Raw genomic sequence first — 19548 nt, forward strand, 5'->3', positions numbered from 1 at the left:
CTTTTAGCGATAAAACGTTTACAATCAAAGATGAAAATTCCAAATTTGGGAGTGATCGTTCATGGTTGAAGGTCTTTTTATAGCCGCTTCATTAATTACCCTCGCTTATTTTATCGTCATGGAAATCGCAGATTAAAAAAACCCAAGGTATATACCTTGGGTTTTCATTTTTCGAGGACACCGTAATGAAACAGGGCCGTTTTGCGTTTTTTTACGGAAAATCCGTATTTTTCAAAGCGCGGACTCTTCCAGTGGTCTTTCAGAACCACTCTTTTTCTGGCGACCCGAAGGGCTTCATGTAAAGCGCCGTCAAGCGTAAACTCGGAATGCGCCCACTTTCTTAAAGGGGCGATGCCGTCTGATTCTTTGATTCCATCATCAAACATCGGGTCGAAGTAGACGATATCTGCTGAAGCATCATCAAGTTCCAGCAGGTAATCAATGCTGTCGCCTGAATGAACCCGAATCCTTTTCATCGCCTGATCCAAAACGTCAAGGCCGGTCTCCCACGATTGAAGCCCCGCCTCGACAAGAAAAGCGAGAAGCGGGCTTTTTTCAATTCCGCGCACTTCGCCTTGTTCGCCTGCGGCAAGGCTCGCAATGATCGCGTCTGATCCAAGACCGAGCGTGCAATCGAGCACCTTGTCCCCCGGTTCAACTTGTGCAGCTTCGACAAAAGGGTCCGGTTCGCCTCTTAACATACGCTTGGCCCGGAACATCGCAGAGTTCGGATGGAAAAAGAACTTTTCACCTTCTGAATGATACAGCTCAAAGCGCTCTTTTCCAACCACGAGAACATCATCCTGCTCTGTTTGCCGAATTTGGCGAATCGGCCGTTTTCTCCGCTCGGAAAAGCGGGCGCCGAGCGTCCGGCTGATTTTTTCTGCTGTTAAAATCGTGCTTTCAGTCGGTCTGTAGCTTGTTGTGACAATCATGTTTTTCTCCGTAAAAAATGCCCTTCAAAGGGCATTTTAGCAATGTTTTTCAAAAGCGTCCGTAATGTTTTTCATAATCTCCGTCATTTCACGGCCTTCAATCTGTTCACGCGGAATGAAATGAACGACTTCTTTGCCTTTCAGCAGTGCCATTGAAGGTGAAGACGGTTCATATCCTTCGAAGTATTCCCTCATTTTTGCCGTTGCTTCACGATCCTGTCCGGCAAAAACTGTAACGGTCTCGTCAGGCCCTTTTTCGCTTCCGGAGACGGCCTGAACGGCTGCCGGTCGCGCCAGCCCTGCGGCACATCCGCAGACTGAGTTGACGACGACGAAAGTCGTGCCTTCTGCGTCTTCCATGAATGTCTCCACTTCTTCCGCGGTCGTTAACTCTTTAAAGCCGGCCTGCACCAATTCCTGACGCATCGGAAGAACAAGCTGGCGCATGTATTCTTCATAAGCTGTTGACATATTAAAAAGCCCCCTCTATAAACCTTGACTACTGATGTTTTCAAGGATACTACAGAGGGGGCTGAATTTCAAACGCCGGGCGAAAAAACCGCTAGATTTTCATAATGCCGCCGGTATTGGCAGATGTCACAAGCTTTGAATACCTGGCGAGATAGCCCGTTTTCACTTTCGGTTCAAAGCCGGGCCAGTTTGCTTTTCTTTTTTCCCATTCCTCATCGGAGATTTCGATGTTTAAAATCCGCTTTTCGATATCGACAACGATATGGTCGCCGTTTTCTACGAAAGCAAGCGGGCCGCCTTCGGCTGCTTCCGGTGAAACGTGGCCGATCGAAAGACCGCGGGAGGCTCCTGAAAAGCGGCCGTCGGTAATCAAGGCGACTTTCGGGCCGAGGCCCATTCCGACGATCTGTGAAGTCGGCGCAAGCATTTCAGGCATTCCCGGTCCGCCTTTAGGGCCTTCATAGCGGATGATGACGACATCTCCCGCTTTTACTTTACGGTTGATGATGCCGTCAAGCGCTTCTTCCTGTGAATCAAAGACAACCGCAGGTCCTTCATGGCGGGTAATCCCGTCTTGGACGCCGCCCGTTTTAATGATCGCACCGTCAGGAGCCAGGTTGCCGAACAGGACGGCGAGTCCGCCTTGCTCTGAAAACGGCTGATCGATCGGATGAATGACCTCGTAATCTTTCACTTCGCGTCCGGCAATATTTTCGCCAAGCGTTTTCCCCGTTACAGTCAGCGTATCCAAGTGAAGCGCGCCTTCTTTTTTCGACAGCTCGTTTAAGACTGCCGATACGCCTCCTGCTTCATGCAAATCTTCAATAAACACATCGGAAGCCGGTGCAAGCTTCGATAAATGCGGAACCCTTGCCGCTACCTCATTGATCCGTTCAAGCGAATAGTCTACACCCGCTTCATTGGCGATCGCAAGCGTATGAAGGATCGTATTCGTTGATCCGCCGAGCGCCATGTCTAAAGCGAACGCGTTGTCGATCGCTTTTTCGGTCACGATGTCGCGCGGTTTGATATCCGACTTGATCAGCTCCATCAGCTGGCGGGCCGACTGTTTGGCAAATTCCCTGCGGTCGGGCGATGTCGCCAAAATGGTGCCGTTGCCCGGCATGGCGATGCCAAGAGCTTCAGAAAGACAGTTCATCGAGTTCGCCGTAAACATGCCCGAGCATGATCCGCAAGTCGGACAGCCGAACTGTTCAAGCTCCTCGAGTCCTTTCTCATCGATTTTGCCTGATTGATAAGCGCCAACGCCTTCAAATACAGAGGAAAGCGAGATTTTTCGTCCGTCGCTCGTTCTTCCCGCTTCCATCGGCCCCCCGCTGACAAACACGGTCGGAATGTTGATCCGCATTGCCGCCATGATCATGCCCGGTGTGATTTTATCACAGTTTGGAATACATACCATTCCGTCAAACCAGTGCGCCGATACAACCGTTTCCACTGAATCTGCGATGATTTCGCGGCTCGGGAGAGAATACCTCATTCCGATGTGCCCCATCGCAATTCCGTCGTCGACCCCGATTGTATTAAATTCAAACGGAACACCGCCGGCCTCTCTGATCGCCTCTTTGACGATTTTTCCAAACTCCTGCAAATGGACATGACCCGGTACGATATCGATGTATGAGTTGCAAACGGCAATAAACGGTTTGCCGAAGTCCTCTTCTTTTACCCCAGCCGCGCGCAGCAAACTGCGGTGCGGCGCTCTGTCGATCCCTTTTGTAATCATGTCACTGCGTAAACCTGTCATCGTGATCCTCCTAAACATCTTCGTATTTACATTCTATATATTCTGAATATTCAGTTTTAAAAATTGTCTGTTAACCGCTTGCCGGACTGATCCGCAAGATGACGGCTGTTTTGATCTTCATCTGTAAATCATTCCCCATGAATCAGAACCTCCACATTCCATATGATTGCTAACTACTATATATATTTTCAGCTTGTTTTTCAACAATATTCGAAATATTTTTATAGAAAAAGTGATATTTTATTACAAGACGCGTGACTTTTTTCAGAATTCCCGGATCGATCGCCGCTTTTGAAGCATAAAAAAAGACGCTGTTTCCAGCGTCTTTGTCAGCTGTCTTTTTTGCGGCTTTCCGTCATTTGCTTCCATACGGAGCCTTTTGCTTCTTCACCGTATTCGATCCGTTCGATCGCCATTTTGATCTGAAGGCTGACTTCAAATTCCGGATCGTTTTCAGCTTCTTTTAAAGCGGGAAGCGCGCTTTCATCGCCGACTTCGTACAGAAACATGGCGGCTCTCCAGCGCACAAGCTTGCTCGGATCCTTCAGCGCTTTGATCATCGCCGGAATCGCTTCCGGGTTGCCGATGTCTGACAGACAATCGCCGGCCGTTCTTCTGACCGTGATGGTTTTGTCTTCGAGCGCTTTATATAAAAGGGGAAGCACCGCAGGCGTTTCGATCATGCCCAAATAAACGACAGCAAGCCTTCTGATCGATGTTTTCGGGTCATTGAGCGCTTTTTCGAGTACTGGAATATCCTCTTCAGTAGGATCCATTTGTTCAAGATGCGCATAGCGTTTTTGCCAATCTTCCTCATCCATCATTTCAAGCGTTACCCGGTAAGACTTTCGCTGCACAGCCGTACGTTTAGCCTCAGCATCGCTTGATGCAGCTGATTCCGTCAGCTTCCGCAGGCGCTCTTCATCGTAAGCCGCCTCCAGCTCTTCCGTTACTTCGCGGCCGATTTCTGAAAAATCGCCGAATCTGACGCCTTGCTCTTTCCAAGACCGTTCGAGCACGACGTTGGAAGACGCGGTTTTAAGCTTCAAGATCGCTTCCTGGAAACGTTCTGGAAGGCCGAAGCGCTCCTCGCGCTCGCCGTCGGTCAATTTCACCTGCATCGGTATTCCGCTGAACATTTGCACGAAAACTTTAACCTCGCCGAACGATTCTTTTTCTTCGGAACGGCCCTCCGCCTCTTCGGCTTCATCCATTCCGAATGCAGCGCGCACCTTAGGAAGGATGTCTTTCCAATCAAATCTCGCATTGCGCTCGACAGCGATAAAATCGGCCACATGATAGACGCCTTTTACTCCGTCTATGTTTAAAACTTCCTGGATGACGGGAGGTGCGCCTTCCGCATGATCCTTTTTATAATTATTGCTTTTTCCACCCGGCAGTTCCTCGGTCAAAATCACCTTCATTGTATTCGGACTCGGTGTCGGTTCTATCGATTTAATTTTCATCATTGTCCCCCTCTGTTTAAAGATCCGGTCTTATTCTACCATAACCCCCAGCCCTGATCTATCAAGGCGGCTTTCTCTAGAGAAGGCGCATTCATTTTCCAGTTCGCCGAGGAATTCGAGCATCAGCTTATGCCTTTTTTCTGCGAGCATCCGTCCCGTCTTTGTATTCATCAAATCTTTTAAAAGGAGAAGCTTCTCGTAAAAGTGGCCGACTGCAGTAGGTGCATTGCCGCCCCCATAGAGGAGATGGCCCTTTGCACCCGCATACATCAAAGCCCTGGCGATCCCGACGGCGCCGATCGCATCAAGCCGATCGGCATCCTGGACAGCCATTCCTTCTTTTGAAAGAAGTTCGTCTTTATATTTCTCTCTGTCTCTGAATGAAATTCTTGTGATGATAGCAAAAATCCCGTCAACCGTTTCCGGATCGACCTTCCATTCTTCGGACAGGCGCCTTTTCAGCTCCTGCAGCGGAACCCGGTGCTCATCGGACAGCTTTTCATCAATCACATCATGGAGAAGTGCGCAAGCTTCGGTCATAAACAGGTCTGCACCCTCTTCTTTTGCGATCTGAAGGCTTACGTTCCTCACCCTTTCGGTATGCAGCCAGTCATGACCTGTGCCTTCGGCAGAAAGCTTCTCTTTTACCCATTCGGACATCAAGCGGATCTGTTCTGTTTGTTCCTGATTCAGCCCAGCCATTTCTGAATGGTCTCCTCCATCTCCTTTGGATTGGTTTGCGGTGAAAAGCGCACAACGTTTTCTCCGGTTTGATCGACGAGAAATTTTGTGAAATTCCATTTGACCGCTTTTGTTCCAAGCATGCCCTTCGCCTTGTTCGTCAAGTGGCGGAACAGCGGGTGGATTTGATCCCCTTTTACATTCACCTTCGAAAACATCGGAAACGTGACACCGTAATTGACGCTGCAAAATTCTTCAATGCTTTTTTCATCGCCCGGCTCCTGATTCATGAATTGGTTGCTGGGAAAGCCGAGAATCTCAAGCCCCCGGTCTTTATATGTTTCATACAAGTCTTGAAGCTGCTGATATTGAGGTGTAAATCCGCACTTCGAGGCGGTGTTGACGATGAGCAGCACTTTGCCTTTATACGGCCGCAGTGTCGTGTCCTCGCCTTTAATCGTCTTGACGCTGATATCGTAAATGGACATGACGGTCCCTCCTTTTTAGAATAAACCTTTGGCTCTGCCGCTTTCGTCGACATCCATCTTAAGCGCGGCAGGGTGTTTCGGCAGCCCCGGCATTGTTAAAATACTGCCTGTCAAAGCGACGATAAATCCCGCGCCCCTCGATGGTTTTAATTCGCGGACGGTGATGCTAAAATCTTGCGGCCTGCCGATTTTACCCGGGTCATCTGATAAAGAATACTGAGTTTTCGCCACGCAGACAGGCAGTCCGTCCAACCCGTTCTTTTTCAATTCAAGCAGCTGTTTTTTCGCCTTTTCGGTAAACTCTACCCCTTCGGCGCCATAAACGGTGCGGGAGATCTTGGCTAATTTGTCTTCGATCGAGTCGGTTAATTCGTATAAATAGGAAAACCTGTTGTCTTTTTGCTCCATGACATGAATGACTTCCCTTGCGAGATCAGTCCCGCCTTTTCCGCCCTCTTCCCAAACATTGCAAAGTGCAGCCGGATGTCCGTTGTCTCTGCACCAGCCAAGAACGGCCTCAAGCTCGTCCTCCGTGTCCTGTACGAATCTGTTGACAGCCACAACGTATGGAAGACCGAAGGCATCTATCGTTTCGATATGCTTCGCAAGGTTGGCAATTCCCCTTTTTAATGCTTCCAGGTCTTTTTGCTTCAAATCGGCGAGAGGCGTTCCGCCATGCATTTTCAGCGCTCTGACGGTGGCGACGATCACGACCGCCCCCGGTGTGAACCCGCCGGCTCTCGTTTTGATGTGCATGAATTTTTCCGCCCCCAAATCAGCGCCAAATCCCGCTTCAGTCACGACATAGTCAGCCAGCTTCGCAGCCGTTTTTGTCGCGATCAGACTGTTTGCCCCGTGGGCGATGTTTGCAAACGGTCCTCCGTGGACGAGCGCCGGTGTTCCTTCAACAGTCTGAACAAGGTTTGGTTTGATAGCATCTTTTAACAGGAGGGCAAGCGCTCCCTGCACACCGAGCATGCCGGCCGTTACCGGCTGTCCGTCGACTGTGTAGGCGACGATCATCGAAGCCAGGCGCTTTTTTAAATCGGCCAAGTCTCTGGCCAGGCATAAAACGGCCATGATTTCCGAAGCGACAGTAATGTCAAAGCCGTCTTCCCTGGGAAATCCGTTCGCTTTTCCGCCCAGGCCGACAACGGTTTCACGCAGCGCCCTGTCATTGAGATCAAGCGCCCTTTTCCAGACGATTTTTCTGATATCGATGTTTAATTCGTTTCCCTGATGAATATGATTGTCTATGAAAGCCGCCAAAGCGTTGTTTGCAGCTGTGATCGCATGCATATCTCCCGTAAAGTGAAGGTTGATGTCCTCCATCGGAAGAACCTGGGAATACCCTCCTCCGGCAGCCCCGCCTTTCAAGCCCATTGTCGGACCGAGTGAAGGCTCCCTCATCGCCACGATCGATTTTTTGCCAATCTGCCAGAGCGCCTGGCTCAATCCGACGGTGACAGTCGACTTCCCTTCGCCGGCCGGTGTCGGGTTGATGGAGGTTACCAAAATCACCTGGCCATCGGGTTTTTCTTTCAAACGCTCAAAAATTTTCAAAGAAATTTTCGCTTTTGTGCAACCAAAACACTCTATTTCTTCGTCATTTATATTGAGTTTCCGTGCAATTTCGGTAATCGGTTTTAATTCCGTTCTTTGTGCGATTTCTATGTCTGATAAATGGGATTTCATTTGCAAGAGGAGCCTCCTTTTGGTTCATCACACGATGATTTTCCATATTTTTCACACACTTCTTTTATTGTAACACAATTCACACATTGAAATATCGCCAAAAAGTTCCTATAATGAAGAAAAATCAGCGGAGAAAACCGGAGGTGGCGTGTTGCCTATCAACATACCTATCAATTTGCCAGCAAAGCAGATTCTTGAAAGTGAAAATATTTTTGTCATGGATGAAAAACGGGCTTTTCATCAGGACATCAGACCTTTAAATATTGTGATTCTTAATCTGATGCCGCAGAAAATCAAGACCGAGACACAGCTGCTCAGGATGCTCGGGAATTCTCCTTTACAGGTATATTTCACTTTTTTAATACCGTCTACACACACGCCAAAACATACACCAAGGCAGCATTTGGAACAGTTTTATACAACTTTTTCTTCAATCAGGGACCGAAAATTCGACGGCATGATTATTACCGGTGCGCCGATCGAGCATTTGGAGTACGAAGAGGTATCCTATTGGGAAGAACTCCGGGAGATTTTAGACTGGAGCAAAACGCATGTCACGTCAACGCTTCACATCTGCTGGGGAGCGCAGGCGGGACTGTATCATCACTACGGCATTCGCAAAGTCAAACTGCCGAAAAAGACATTTGGCGTTTTTGAACACAGAATAATGGAGAAAAATGAAAGACTGGTCAGAGGCTTTGAAGAGTTCTACTATGTCCCGCACTCCAGGCATACAGATATCAATATGGATGACCTTAAAGCCGTTTCCCATTTAAAAGTGCTCAGCATATCCGATGAAGCGGGCGTCTGTTTAATTGCTTCAAAGGATGAAAAACAAGTTTTTTTAACTGGACATCCTGAGTATGATACAGATACTCTTAAAGAAGAGTATGAAAGGGATTTAGCCAGGAACATGGAGATTGATCCGCCGGTGAATTATTTTAAAGAAGGGCCGGATGGCGCGGTACCTGTAAACCGCTGGAAAGCCCATGCGACTCTTTTGTTCATGAATTGGCTGAACTACTACGTTTACCAGGAAACGCCGTATGAGTGGAAATGAAATTCTCATGCCCTGGTCTGATGCAAGACATTCAAAATGTGTTAAAATACAGTTGGGTTAGTCTTCCACAATGGGGATTCGGCTTTGCCGCGAAAGCGGGAATAATAAGGAACCCAGCGCTTTCCTGCCGATCCATACTTTAAAAATACCTTAATTTTTGTTCTTCATTTATAATTAAAATAATATTTATGGTATGGTATGAGTGGACTTTGACTCCTGTTTTTTTACCATTTTAGCTCTTGCTGTTTGAATTAATTGAGGTGAATATGCTTGAATACCAATAAAAATATATTAATTTTGACTGCAAATTACGGAAATGGCCATGTTCAAGTAGCCAAAACGCTCTACCAAGAGTGCGAAAGGCTCGGTTTTAAGAATGTAACTGTTTCGAATTTGTATCAAGAATCAAATCCGATTGTGTCAGAGATTACGCAGTATCTCTACTTGAAAAGCTTCTCAATCGGCAAACAGTTTTATCGCCTTTTCTACTATGGAGTCGATAAAATTTACAATAAAAGGAAGTTTAATATTTATTTCAAAATGGGAAATAAACGGCTGGACCAACTGGTTAAAAAACATCAGCCAGACATTATCATCAATACGTTTCCAATGATTGTCGTGCCCGAATACAGACGGAGAATGGGAAAAGTCATTCCGACTTTTAACGTCATGACGGATTTCTGTCTTCATAAAATTTGGGTCCACGAACATATTGATAAATATTACGTAGCAACTGATTACGTGAAGGAAAAGCTGCTCGAGATCGGCACTCACCCTAGCAACGTCAAGATCACGGGCATTCCGATCCGCAGGCAGTTTGAAGAAGAAATGGACAAAGATAAAATCTACGAGAAGTATCAGCTGTCTCCCGACAAGAAGATATTGCTGATCATGGCAGGCGCCCACGGGGTTCTTAAAAACGTAAAAGAACTGTGTGAATCTCTGGTGACGAAAGAGGATGTTCAAGTCGTTGTCGTGTGCGGAAAAAATACGATGCTGAAATCTTCATTGGAAGACATTGAAGCCCTTTATCCAAACAAGCTGAGAACGCTCGGTTACATCGAAAGAATTGACGAGCTGTTCAGGGTGGCAGACTGCATGATCACAAAGCCGGGCGGAATCACCCTGACGGAGGCCACGGCAATCGGCGTTCCCGTCATCCTTTACAAGCCTGTTCCCGGACAGGAAAAGGAAAATGCCCTGTTCTTCGAAGACAGAGGGGCTGCCATCGTCGTCAACAGGCATGAGGAGATTCTTGAGTCAGTCTCTTCCCTTTTGGCTGATGAGAAAAAATTAAACGAAATGAAGAAAAACATTAAAAGCCTGCATTTATCCAATTCATCAGAAGTCATCCTGACGGACATTATCGAGCAGTCTGAAATCATCATGAACAAAAAACAGACTGTCCGGGCGCTGTCCTAAAAAACGCCCGATTCAAAAAAACACTTGCTCTGCAAGTGTTTTTTTGATGCTAAGATTCCGAGTAATAAACTTCTTCAAATGGCTGTACAACGACAAACCCATTCCCTGAAAACTTCATTTGGATGGATTCCCCGCTTCCCCTGCCGATGAACGTCTTAAAAGAAACATCTGTCACAAATTCAGGCTGAAGGCTTCCAGACCAGGCAACCGTTGCGTTTGGATCGGTATAGACGGGGCTTTCCGGGGTTACGATCAAAGTGAGCGGCTCGTAGTGGCTTGTAATGGCAGCCATTCCAGTTCCCTCAAGCTTAATGTTAAACAGTCCGCCGGCCAGCATGCCGGAAATTCTTTTCATCAGTTTAATGTCCCAATGGATCGACGGTTCAAATGCGAGCAGATCATGTCCATTTACAAATATGGAGTCATCTTTCAAGTTTAAGATGGATATCTTCTTTCCCTGATCCGCTAGATACACCTTTCCGTTTCCTTCCGCTTTCATCAGGGCAGCCCCTTCGCCGCTGAACACTTTTTTCACCATCCGTCCAATTCCGTGTTCAAATACCCCTTCTCGCTTAAATTTGACTCTTCCTCTATAGGAAACCATTGAACCGGCCTTTGCCCACACTTTTCCGTCGAGATTGACTTCCAAGAGACGGGGCGTTTCCATTTCAAACAGCCCCTCCCCTTTGTCTTCCTGCTGGGTTTTGGATACAAACTCATCAACTGAATAACGGTTCATCTCTAAACACTCCTGTTCGCATTCCTGATATTGGTTTTATTATATACGGACCGACGCTTAAAATGTTTCACCCGCTTGATGATGAATAACCATAAATTGAAAACGATTTCAAAGAAATTCCTAAAAAAAGCATTAAAGTTCATTTTTTTCTCTTGACAGCTTGACGAAGCATCCATGGATAGTGTATAGTGAAACCATCATTTAGCAGAACACCGTTAGATGATGAAAATTTTTTTTAGCACATTGTGCTACAGTACTAGGAGGATTAAGCAATATGCAAAACGGTAAAGTAAAATGGTTTAACAATGAAAAAGGCTTCGGCTTCATCGAAGTTGAAGGCGGAGACGATGTATTCGTTCATTTCACTGCAATCGAAGGTGAAGGATACAAATCTCTAGAAGAAGGACAAGAAGTTTCTTTCGAAATTGTTGAAGGTAATCGTGGACCTCAAGCATCTAACGTTGTGAAGCTTTAACAAAATCAAGACAAAATGAGACTTCAAATAAGAGGAGAGGCAATTTCTGCCTCTCCTATTTAATTTTCAGCTGAATTTCGATCGCCAGTATATTTTGCTTCAGCCTTTGCTCGATTTCCTCAATGTTCTTCTCGAGAGATGGACGCCCCTTTTTAGCGATATCAACGAGCTGTTCAAGATCTTTATATACCTCCACAAATGTCTTGTGAAGAACGGTTTGCAGTTCATTGCTTTCCACTGTTCCTCAGACTCCTTTTTTTATGATTACCTAAATTAGTAATAAAGACTTATATTTTTTAGGTTCAATAGTTATATCGGATTAATTTTACTTTATTTTTTCTATTTTACACATAAAAATGCCTTTTTAGAAAAAATACTTGTCGGAGGTGTATGATCATGAAATCAGACCATCGCGATGATCTCGAAACCGGATTTAATCAGCGCAAGCAGCTTGAAATTGCCGTAGAAACTGCTCAAAAAACGACGGGAATGGCAACGAGGCAAAAGAGCTCCACTTTGCTGAAATCGGCGTATCAATCCATTGAAGATGCCAGACAGCTGTCACAGGCTGAGGAATTAGCCGCACTGGATGAAGATTTTTTAAACGAACAGCTCAACATACTAAATGATTGCCAGCATCAGCTTGATGAATCACAGCATTAAAAAAACCGCTGAACGCGGTTTTTTAGCGTGGCCCGAAAACCCCAGATTGCATGGATTATGGCCTATAGGGGAATTTTCGGGGATCAATTTTTGTTTGTCAGCACGTCTCCATAGGTGCGGAGCTTTTCTCCGACCGTACATTTTGAAATGCAAAATGCGTGGGCATACGTTTTTCCGTATTCTTTTCTGAAGTGTTTTTTGATGAAGCACCCTTCACAGTAGGTGTCCTGCAAATGTGTCAGTTCCTTAAAGATCTCTTTCTTATCCAAAACGTTCATCTCCGTTATTCATCTAGTTTGATTGTGCTTTCCACAATGGTATGCTCAAGCATTTTTTTTGCGAGCTGGTCCGCTTCCTTATTGTCTTTACGGCTGATTTGAATATAGGTGGGCGTGAGCTTTAATTTTTGAAGCTGGCTTTCGATTCTGTCCAGCCATTTCGAATGAACGGGATCATAGCATGGCCAGCTGCCTTCAAGCTGATTCAGAACGACGAGCGAATCCCCTTTAATGACGACGGAGTTCCTGCTTGCCCCGAGGTCTCTAAGCTCTTTAACGGCTTCGTAGAGAGCCGCATATTCCGCTTCGTTATTCGTTGTCAGCCGAAAGCTCTTATTCTTTCTCAATCGATACCTTTCCCCGCCGAGGGAGTAATAAATCACAATGCCTAAACCGGCGAGCTGACTTTCTTTATCATAGCTGCCGTCAAAATACACGGTGATCTCATCCGGTTCAGCCGCAAGTTCTTCTTTCAGCTTTTCCAGTTCTTTCAGGGTCCAAAAGCTGCCCTTCTCATCTTCGAATTCAAGTTCAGTGACATACGGGCTTTGAGAAAGCTGACGCCCCGCCGCCACTGCCTCTTTCACTTCGATCCATTCATCGGCTGTAAATTGAATGGGTGAAGACCCTTTAATCTTGATTTTCATTCCTGCTCTCAGTTTCACAAAATCACCTTTATTCAAATTATGGCTTGTTATGCTATAATCAAAACAGTTTATTCAGAAAGGAAGTACCCGTTCTTGTTTAACGAAATATTATGGATTAGTTTTGCGATCATTAATTTTATCATTGTTCTCTTCTTTTTTAAACGATTTGGCAAGACCGGTTTATTTGTCTGGATCGGTTTTGCGACAGCCGCCGCCAATATCGAGGTAGTCAAAACGGTCGAGCTGTTCGGTTTGACTGCGACGCTCGGCAACATCCTGTACGGAAGCGTGTTTTTTGCGACCGACGTCATCAATGAAAGATACGGAAAGGAAGAAGCGAAAAAAGCCGTTTCAATCGGTTTTTTCATTCTGATTACCTTGACGCTCGTCATGCAGGGAGCGCTCCTATTCAAGCCGCATCCCGAAGACATCGCACAGCCTGCGCTGGAGACGATATTCGGCTTCTTGCCCCGCGTGGCCCTCGGCAGCCTGCTCGCCTATATCATCAGCCAAACGCTTGATGTTTATGTATATTCGGGAATCAGAAGGTTATTTCCTTCCGACCGGGCACTGTGGCTTCGCAACAGCGGCAGTACAGCCTTAAGCCAGCTGCTTGATACGTTGATTTTTACGAGCGTCGCGTTTATGGGCGCTTATCCGCTGGATGTATGGATTCAGATTTTTATCACGACATACGTCTTGAAATTCGTTGTAGCCGTATTCGCAGCGCCGTACGCTTATGCCGCTAAAAGGATCACCCCTTTGGATGAAAGGAGCGAAAACAATGCCGGTTGAGGTGTATATTGACGGAGCAAGCGCCGGGGATCCCGGACCGTCCGGACTTGGCATTTTTATCAAAGACGGCCAGAAGACCGAGTCCTTCTCCCTTCCCGCCGGCTCACTGAGCAACCATGAAGCAGAATTCATGGCGCTGATCGAAGGAATGAAGCTGTGCGCCGAACGAAACTACCGGATCGTTTCGTTTCGGACCGATTCGCAGATCGTCGAGCGCACGGCGGATTCGGAGTTTGTCAAAAATCAGGCTTTCAAGCCTTATCTGGATGCTATCATCCGCTTAAAAAAGGATTTTGATTTATTTTTTATCAAGTGGATTCCTTCGAAGTCAAATCAAGCGGCTGACAAGCTTGCGAAAAAAGCGATATTGCTGAACCAACCCGAGTAAATTCCATTCCCGCTGCACATCATAACGAGTGAGGTGGTTCATGTGGAAAAACAGCATTCAGCAGGAAGAGGCCGTCTGACAGGCGGTGTCACGCCCCAGGGTGATATTGTATTGAACCGGGATAACCGTCATACAGACCCAAAAACCGAGCTTGAAAACCGGGCGAAAAAAAGCAATACAAAACATTAGAGAGATCGGTTTATCCGATCTCTCTTTTTTCGAATTTCATCAGCAGCGGCTCGATTCCCCGTATTTGATGAAGTCTCAGCATCTCCTTTGCCCTGTCATGCATCAAGGTGAAGTCCGCATCGTCCAATGAGCAGGAAAGCGGTACATCGCATTTAATTTCTGCAAGAATTCTGGACATCTTCAGATCTTCTAGACATTCGGTTATTTTCGTCTGCTGGCCCTTCGTCAGCTGACCGATGTTTTCCAGCAGCCGGTCAACAGTCGAATATTCCTTGATCAGCTTGTAGGCCGTTTTTTCGCCGATGCCTTTTACACCCGGATAATTATCGCTTGTATCGCCCATCAGCGCTTTAATGTCAATCAAAGCTTTCGGTTCGATACCTGTCTCTTCACTGAATGATTCTTCTGTGTATACCTTATAATTGCCGATTCCTTTTTGAAGCAGGGCAACTTTAACATTGACTGTTAAAAGCTGAAGTAAATCTTTATCACCGGTGACGATCGTGATGTCCGCTTCTTCGCTGAACATCGCTGTCAGGGTGCCGATGCAGTCATCGGCTTCATAGCCCGCAAGGCCGATATTTAAAATCCCGAGCTCTTCCGCCGCTTCCTTCGCCATGTCAAATTGCGGAATCAATTCTAGAGGCGGCTCGCTCCGGTTCGCTTTATAGTCCTTAAATAAATCGTTTCGGTACGTTTTGCTTCCCATGTCCCAGCAGCAGATGACATGGCTCGGTTCAAACGCAGACGCAGCGGTTAACAGATGCTTTAAAAAACCGTGAACCCCGTTTGTCGGCACGCCTTTGTCATTCAGCATAAAATTGCGGTGCACCGCAGTCGCAAAAAAAGACCGGAATAATAAAGCCATCCCGTCTACAAGCAGCAGCTTCTTGTTCATTATGGAAACTTTCTTTCATCATACAATGCACTTATTGTACCACAGGAGCAAAAATGATGAAAACAGCGTCTAGCGACGCTGTTTCTATTTTTGGTGCTGTTTTTTGCTTGAGATTAATTTTGCGGCTTCCATTTGCGAATAGGATTCAGTCGCAAATTCAGTGTTAAAGCCGTTCTTCTTTTTAGCGTTGTTGTTTCGCTGTGCATTCGCGTTGCCAAGCTTTGTTCTTCCCATTACACTTCACCTCCAGCGGGCGGGTCATGGTTTATGTTTTGCAAAAACACATGACGCCACACGCGGAAGGATCCACCAGCTAGGCCTGCGGATATTTTCGGCTGACGTATTCGGCAACCATTTCCTTCGAGACGAGCCGTCTTGTGGGAACGATGCCTTTTTTGGCCAATTCGTTCATCTGCACTGTAATTTGGTTGATGAGGTCGGTTGAAAATGCTTCGTTACGCCGGCACTTATCGACCACATCATCGATTGCTTTTTCCCTCTCCTGTTCGAGACGCACGAACTGCTTGATGTGCTGGTGCTGTTTTTTTGAATGTGCTGTAATCGCTTCATGAACGTTTGTCATCGTCTAATTCCCTTCTTTTTTTATTCAGTCTATCATGCCTGCCAGCCAGATATCCATACCAATATCAATCTGATTCAACATGAGCGGAGCCATTCGCCTGCCAAGGCATGCGCTTTTTCAATGTTTTCGCGCTCTGCGCTCTCCAGCGCCTCATGAAAATATGCTTCTTTTTGTTCTTCGAGTTGAGCTTTTGCGGATAGAACAGCCGCTTTCTGTAATTGACCGGCGCTCGTTTTGCAGCGGTTTAAAAATGTCTGCTTTTCACGTTGAATCCAATTGTCCGTGATCGCCGAAAGCTTTGCAGTAAACGCCTCGACAAGCCGGGCTTTGCCATTTTGCTGAAAAAACGTTTTAGGTGTTTTGAACATTTTCAGTTCATCTGTAAACTCCCCTTCATCCGCTGACGCTTCAGTCGTTTCCCAGCTTTCGGTCTCAGGCCGGTCAGCCTGGATATGAACCGAAAAATAAGGATTGCCGGCAAGCCGCTCTTTTACGGCATTTGCCCATTGTTCGCCCGCAAATTTCAGCATCAAATTTTCCATTCTGATATCAAGCGCTTTTAGTTCCTGCAAAAATTCGAATTCATACTCCTTTAAGCAGCTTTTCAAAGCGGTTTGCAGATTGGCGCGCCAATCTCCGTTCTGAAGCCCGGGGTGTATCGCAGCTTTAAATAAATCGTGTGCAAAAAAGGCCAGACGCTGCTTCATGTGGTAAAATTGCTCTTCCACATCCTTTTCCGTCATTTGAAGGATTGATGACCCCTTCTCTGCTTCTTCAATCGCAGCCAAAGCCTCTTGATAAGCTTTTGCGACGCGCTTTTGCTCCGCTTCCTTTTCTTCAGCGGAACGGTGCAGTGAACCGCGGAGCTGAAAGACGGTTTCACACAGTTTTTTGCCTTCATCAAGCAGCTCTTCGACAGCTGTTCTGGCCAAACCGTTTTCGATAAAATCGTCGAGCTCCCGCTTTAGCCTGCTGAAGTCGTTGTACGGCGAAGTTTTTTTGTTGAGCTCCTGCTTGCTCGATACATGGTACAGGTGCGGATTTTGGATGCCTTCTTTCAAGAGCTCTCCCCTTACATAGTCTTCAACCGTCTGTAATTCGACCGGGCTTTTCGCGAGGTCAGCCGCATTTAAAATAAAAAACATTTTATCCATGCTGAAAGCGTCTTTAATGAGCCCCAGCCTGCGCAAAAACGACCGGTCCGCTTTGGAAAATGAATGCTGGTAGTATGTTAAGTAAAGCAGGGCATCAGCATCTTTCATGTATTGAAACGCAAGTTCAGTATGCCGTTTATTCATGCTGCTGGCTCCCGGTGTATCGACGATTGTTATTCCTTTCTCCGTGACCGGTGTGCTCAAATAAACGGTGACTTCGCGGACGGCACAGGCCGTTTGTTCTTCAGCGACATACGGATGCAGATCGTCAGCGGAAATCGTCAGGATTTCCTGATCATTGATATATGAACCATAACGCTTATAAGCCTTGAGGAAGTTCTTGATCAGCAGCCGTTCATCATCGTGCAGTTCCTCTTTTTTCAAGAGGTTTTTAAGTTTTTCGCCAAAAGCGGAGCCTTTTGCTGAAGCCATTTTTCCATCTAAAAGCTGATCCAGTTCAGCTGTGATTTCCCCTTCCGTTTTAAAAGCGACTTCGGCTGTCCCGTCCCTTTTGGTTCCCGACGGTTTTGTTATTTTATTAATCGTTGCCGTTGTCGGCGTCGGAGATGACGGCAGCACTTTCCGCCCGCAAAGCGCATTTGCAAAAGACGATTTGCCGGAACTGAATGCGCCGAAGAGCGCCAGGGTAAACTGCCTTGTATGAAGGCGCTCCGTTTTGTGCAGGAATGCTTTTCTCTGCTTTTCTAAAGCCGGGATATCCGCCAAAATCCGGGCAAGTTCGAAAAAGTGCTCAATGGACTCAGAAACGCCCTTTTTCGGATGAAGAGCCTCGTCTTTACGGCTGCTGTTTTCCCCTTGTGCACGGACCGGTTCCGCTCGCTTCGCATCAAGCGTTTTTTCAAGGGGCTTTCTTTCGGCGGCATACCAATTCGCCGGCAGATCGCTCTGATTGCCGTGTTCCCATTGATCCCAGAGACGGTTTGCTTTTTCATATGACTTCTGCTGCTCAATCAACCGTCTTTCGCGCTCGGCGAGCTTCGCTTGTTCCGCATCATATTCAGCTTTTATCGCTTCCGCCTGCAGGACGCTTCTTTCTTTAATAAAGGTTTTGAGCTGGTCGATGAGCGGCTGCGCTTGTCTCTTCGCCTTTCTTCTGATGTTTTCAGCCAGTTCTTTCGTGTAGTTCAGCACGTATTCCGGTGTAAGCTCAGCCCCTTTTTTCCGGGAACGAAGCAGGTCGTTTTCATCTATCACGGTCCGAAATTGAAGAACTTCCCGAAGCATTTCATCATTCTGGACGTTAAAGCATTTCATGAATGCCTTGATTGCTTCAATGACATGCCAATCGATTTCGGCTTGAACCCTTTTTTGGACGTCGGCAAGAAAAGCTTCTTTTCGTTTTTGTTTTTCTTCAAGCGTTTTGGCCTTACTGAAAAGAATTCCTTTTTTAAAGCCCTTTTCGATTGATTCCAAATACGATTTGGCCAGCTCTCTCATCTCAAACGGCGTTATATTTGCGTTTTGGGCAATCGTTTGGATGTCTTTTTTGATTTGTTCCTCCGCCCGTTTTTCCTGTTCTGTCAAATCGGCAAGCTGTGATTTTAAAGTCTCGACGGTTTCTCTTAAGGAAGCGGTTTCTTCAGACAGAGCCGTATCTTCGTCACTGATCAGCATTTTGATATGTTCATGAATCAAGCTGCTGATTTTTTGCTCCGTATATGCCTGCAGCTGCTGTTCGGATTGATGCTGCAGTCTTTCCAGCTCAGCACGGAGCCGGTTGAATTCGTTGAGCGGATGATCGGCTGCGGTGACCGATGTAAAAAAGAGGTGTTCTTCACTGATCCCTTCTTTCAGCAGCATATCTAGAACTTGCTTTTTATAGGCGTGGAAGTCTGTTTCAGCTTCGTCATGGCGGTCAATCTGGTTCACGATGAAAAAAATATTGGGTATCTTATCTTTTATTGATCGAAGAAATTTCACATTTTCTTCGGAATGGACATGATTGTAGTGCACGACATAAAACAAGGCATCCGCCTGGTGAAGAATCGAAGACGCCGATAGAAAATGAGCATCGTCTGTAGAATCAATTCCAGGCGTGTCGATTAAGACGGCCTGAGGCGCTATTCCTGAAAAAGGCCCCCCGATTTCCACCATTTCAATCTGGCTGCCGTCCCTGCAGTACGCCTGCACTTTTTCTTTATCATAAGAGCCGTCCATCTGAGCGTATCTTCCATCGACCGTATGGAGTGTTGTTTTCATTTCTCCCCGGCGGACCAGCACGAGATTGGCGCTCGTCGGAATCGGACTTGTCGGCAGGACTTCTTCCTGAAGCAGCGCGTTCAAAAGCGATGATTTCCCTGCTGAATAGTGTCCGGTTAACGCGATGTACACTTCTTTTCTCAGCCATTTTCGGATGATGCCCGCAAGCTGCGCCGACCGCTTGTCATCCCCGTTTTTTGTGAGCTCCCCGAAAACCGCTCCGGCTCTTTTCATCAGATCGTCTTTCGTGTTTATTTGTGCCATGTTTCCTACCCCTTTTATGCGTTGTTGTTTGCCATCTTAGCCCTTTCTCCCATTTTACACAACCTTGCTGTATTTTTCTTCACAATCGGAAAGAAAAACGAGAAAAAGCTGCCGGTTTCGGCAGCTTCAGCACGTGTATCTATTTATTTTTGCGGATTCGCTCCTGCGATTCCTTTTAAGACATATCCAATCAATAAACTGTATGTACTGACGGCCGCCAGTAGAAAAAACATCGTCATACGCGACTCACCATCCTATAATGAGAATGT

The 19548-nt window shown here is 46.5% G+C and carries 22 protein-coding genes and 1 pseudogene; 7 read left to right on the forward strand and 16 right to left on the reverse strand.

The features are described from left to right. Nucleotides 1–164: 164 nt before the first annotated feature. The 7 genes from TRNA_RS33030 to TRNA_RS33060 form a co-directional block, all read right to left on the reverse strand. On the reverse strand, nucleotides 165–935 hold the full coding sequence (locus TRNA_RS33030; protein WP_003182817.1) for a class I SAM-dependent methyltransferase: 771 nt from the start codon (nucleotides 933–935) through the stop codon (nucleotides 165–167). Between the two features lie 36 nt (nucleotides 936–971). Beyond that, on the reverse strand, nucleotides 972–1406 hold the full coding sequence (locus TRNA_RS33035; RefSeq protein WP_003182820.1) for a BrxA/BrxB family bacilliredoxin: 435 nt from the start codon (nucleotides 1404–1406) through the stop codon (nucleotides 972–974). A gap of 91 nt (nucleotides 1407–1497) precedes the next feature. Next, a complete protein-coding gene (gene ilvD / locus TRNA_RS33040) occupies nucleotides 1498–3174 on the reverse strand; it encodes a dihydroxy-acid dehydratase (protein WP_003182821.1) in 1677 nt (558 codons plus the stop codon). A 329-nt stretch (nucleotides 3175–3503) separates the two neighbouring features. Then, nucleotides 3504–4640: a conserved virulence factor C family protein gene (locus tag TRNA_RS33045; RefSeq protein ID WP_003182823.1), complete on the reverse strand. Its 1137-nt coding sequence runs from the start codon at nucleotides 4638–4640 to the stop codon at nucleotides 3504–3506. 30 nt (nucleotides 4641–4670) lie between these two features. After that, complete coding sequence (locus TRNA_RS33050; protein WP_003182825.1) at nucleotides 4671–5342, reverse strand: HD domain-containing protein; 672 nt, start codon at nucleotides 5340–5342, stop codon at nucleotides 4671–4673. Next, a complete protein-coding gene (locus tag TRNA_RS33055) occupies nucleotides 5330–5809 on the reverse strand; it encodes a glutathione peroxidase (protein WP_003182827.1) in 480 nt (159 codons plus the stop codon). The genes TRNA_RS33050 and TRNA_RS33055 overlap by 13 nt, the downstream gene beginning before the upstream one ends. Nucleotides 5810–5824: 15 nt before the next feature. After that, complete coding sequence (locus TRNA_RS33060; protein ID WP_011201679.1) at nucleotides 5825–7504, reverse strand: formate--tetrahydrofolate ligase; 1680 nt, start codon at nucleotides 7502–7504, stop codon at nucleotides 5825–5827. 151 nt (nucleotides 7505–7655) lie between these two features. On the opposite strand from TRNA_RS33060, the gene metA reads away from it, so the two are divergent. After that, the gene (gene metA, locus TRNA_RS33065) at nucleotides 7656–8564 is read left to right on the forward strand and encodes a homoserine O-acetyltransferase MetA (protein ID WP_011198058.1); all 909 of its coding nucleotides are present in this window, start codon (nucleotides 7656–7658) and stop codon (nucleotides 8562–8564) included. Nucleotides 8565–8834: 270 nt separating this feature from the next. Then, nucleotides 8835–9986, forward strand: coding sequence for a diglucosyl diacylglycerol synthase (locus TRNA_RS33070; protein WP_003182832.1), 1152 nt, complete (start codon nucleotides 8835–8837; stop codon nucleotides 9984–9986). 49 nt (nucleotides 9987–10035) lie between these two features. On the opposite strand, the gene TRNA_RS33075 is transcribed toward TRNA_RS33070, so the two are convergent. Further along, nucleotides 10036–10725 (reverse strand): AIM24 family protein, encoded by a 690-nt coding sequence (locus TRNA_RS33075; RefSeq protein ID WP_009328042.1) that lies wholly within the window; start codon nucleotides 10723–10725, stop codon nucleotides 10036–10038. Nucleotides 10726–10999: 274 nt separating this feature from the next. On the opposite strand from TRNA_RS33075, the gene cspD reads away from it, so the two are divergent. Continuing rightward, entirely contained in the window at nucleotides 11000–11200 is a 201-nt protein-coding gene (cspD, locus tag TRNA_RS33080; RefSeq protein WP_003153604.1) for a cold-shock protein CspD, read from the forward strand. A 55-nt stretch (nucleotides 11201–11255) separates the two neighbouring features. On the opposite strand, the gene TRNA_RS33085 is transcribed toward cspD, so the two are convergent. After that, nucleotides 11256–11438, reverse strand: coding sequence for a hypothetical protein (locus TRNA_RS33085; protein ID WP_003182837.1), 183 nt, complete (start codon nucleotides 11436–11438; stop codon nucleotides 11256–11258). Between the two features lie 158 nt (nucleotides 11439–11596). Between TRNA_RS33085 and TRNA_RS33090 the strand changes: the two genes are divergently transcribed. Further along, nucleotides 11597–11863: a DUF2564 family protein gene (locus TRNA_RS33090; protein ID WP_009328020.1), complete on the forward strand. Its 267-nt coding sequence runs from the start codon at nucleotides 11597–11599 to the stop codon at nucleotides 11861–11863. Between the two features lie 83 nt (nucleotides 11864–11946). Here TRNA_RS33090 and TRNA_RS33095 read toward each other — a convergent pair whose 3' ends face one another. Together TRNA_RS33095 and TRNA_RS33100 are read right to left on the reverse strand one after the other, a co-directional pair. Beyond that, the gene (locus TRNA_RS33095) at nucleotides 11947–12132 is read right to left on the reverse strand and encodes a zinc-finger domain-containing protein (RefSeq protein ID WP_003182841.1); all 186 of its coding nucleotides are present in this window, start codon (nucleotides 12130–12132) and stop codon (nucleotides 11947–11949) included. Continuing rightward, a pseudogene (locus TRNA_RS33100) lies at nucleotides 12125–12806 on the reverse strand (ribonuclease H family protein). The gene TRNA_RS33095 and the pseudogene TRNA_RS33100 overlap by 8 nt, the downstream one beginning before the upstream one ends. Nucleotides 12807–12881: 75 nt before the next feature. Here TRNA_RS33100 and TRNA_RS33105 point away from each other — a divergent pair. The 3 genes from TRNA_RS33105 to sspL are packed head-to-tail and all read left to right on the forward strand — an operon-like array spanning nucleotide 12882 to nucleotide 14160. Continuing rightward, complete coding sequence (locus tag TRNA_RS33105) at nucleotides 12882–13583, forward strand: queuosine precursor transporter (protein ID WP_003182844.1); 702 nt, start codon at nucleotides 12882–12884, stop codon at nucleotides 13581–13583. Next, nucleotides 13573–13971 (forward strand): reverse transcriptase-like protein, encoded by a 399-nt coding sequence (locus TRNA_RS33110; protein ID WP_003182846.1) that lies wholly within the window; start codon nucleotides 13573–13575, stop codon nucleotides 13969–13971. The genes TRNA_RS33105 and TRNA_RS33110 overlap by 11 nt, the downstream gene beginning before the upstream one ends. Before the next feature lie 42 nt (nucleotides 13972–14013). Continuing rightward, nucleotides 14014–14160 (forward strand): small, acid-soluble spore protein L, encoded by a 147-nt coding sequence (sspL, locus tag TRNA_RS33115; protein WP_003182847.1) that lies wholly within the window; start codon nucleotides 14014–14016, stop codon nucleotides 14158–14160. 10 nt (nucleotides 14161–14170) lie between these two features. On the opposite strand, the gene TRNA_RS33120 is transcribed toward sspL, so the two are convergent. The 5 genes from TRNA_RS33120 to fbpC all read right to left on the reverse strand — a co-directional run bounded on the left by TRNA_RS33120 (nucleotide 14171) and on the right by fbpC (nucleotide 19518). Beyond that, nucleotides 14171–15058, reverse strand: coding sequence for a 5'-3' exonuclease (locus TRNA_RS33120; RefSeq protein ID WP_003182849.1), 888 nt, complete (start codon nucleotides 15056–15058; stop codon nucleotides 14171–14173). 84 nt (nucleotides 15059–15142) lie between these two features. Then, nucleotides 15143–15292, reverse strand: a complete 150-nt coding sequence (locus TRNA_RS43885; protein ID WP_003182852.1) for a hypothetical protein — start codon at nucleotides 15290–15292, stop codon at nucleotides 15143–15145. A 79-nt stretch (nucleotides 15293–15371) separates the two neighbouring features. Beyond that, entirely contained in the window at nucleotides 15372–15641 is a 270-nt protein-coding gene (locus tag TRNA_RS33125; protein ID WP_003182854.1) for a YpbS family protein, read from the reverse strand. Between the two features lie 74 nt (nucleotides 15642–15715). Next, a complete protein-coding gene (locus TRNA_RS33130) occupies nucleotides 15716–19279 on the reverse strand; it encodes a dynamin family protein (RefSeq protein WP_011198059.1) in 3564 nt (1187 codons plus the stop codon). 143 nt (nucleotides 19280–19422) lie between these two features. Further along, entirely contained in the window at nucleotides 19423–19518 is a 96-nt protein-coding gene (gene fbpC / locus TRNA_RS33135; protein WP_003182857.1) for a Fur-regulated basic protein FbpC, read from the reverse strand. Nucleotides 19519–19548 lie beyond the last annotated feature (30 nt).

Source organism: Bacillus licheniformis DSM 13 = ATCC 14580 (assembly GCF_000011645.1).
Classification (GTDB): domain Bacteria; phylum Bacillota; class Bacilli; order Bacillales; family Bacillaceae; genus Bacillus; species Bacillus licheniformis.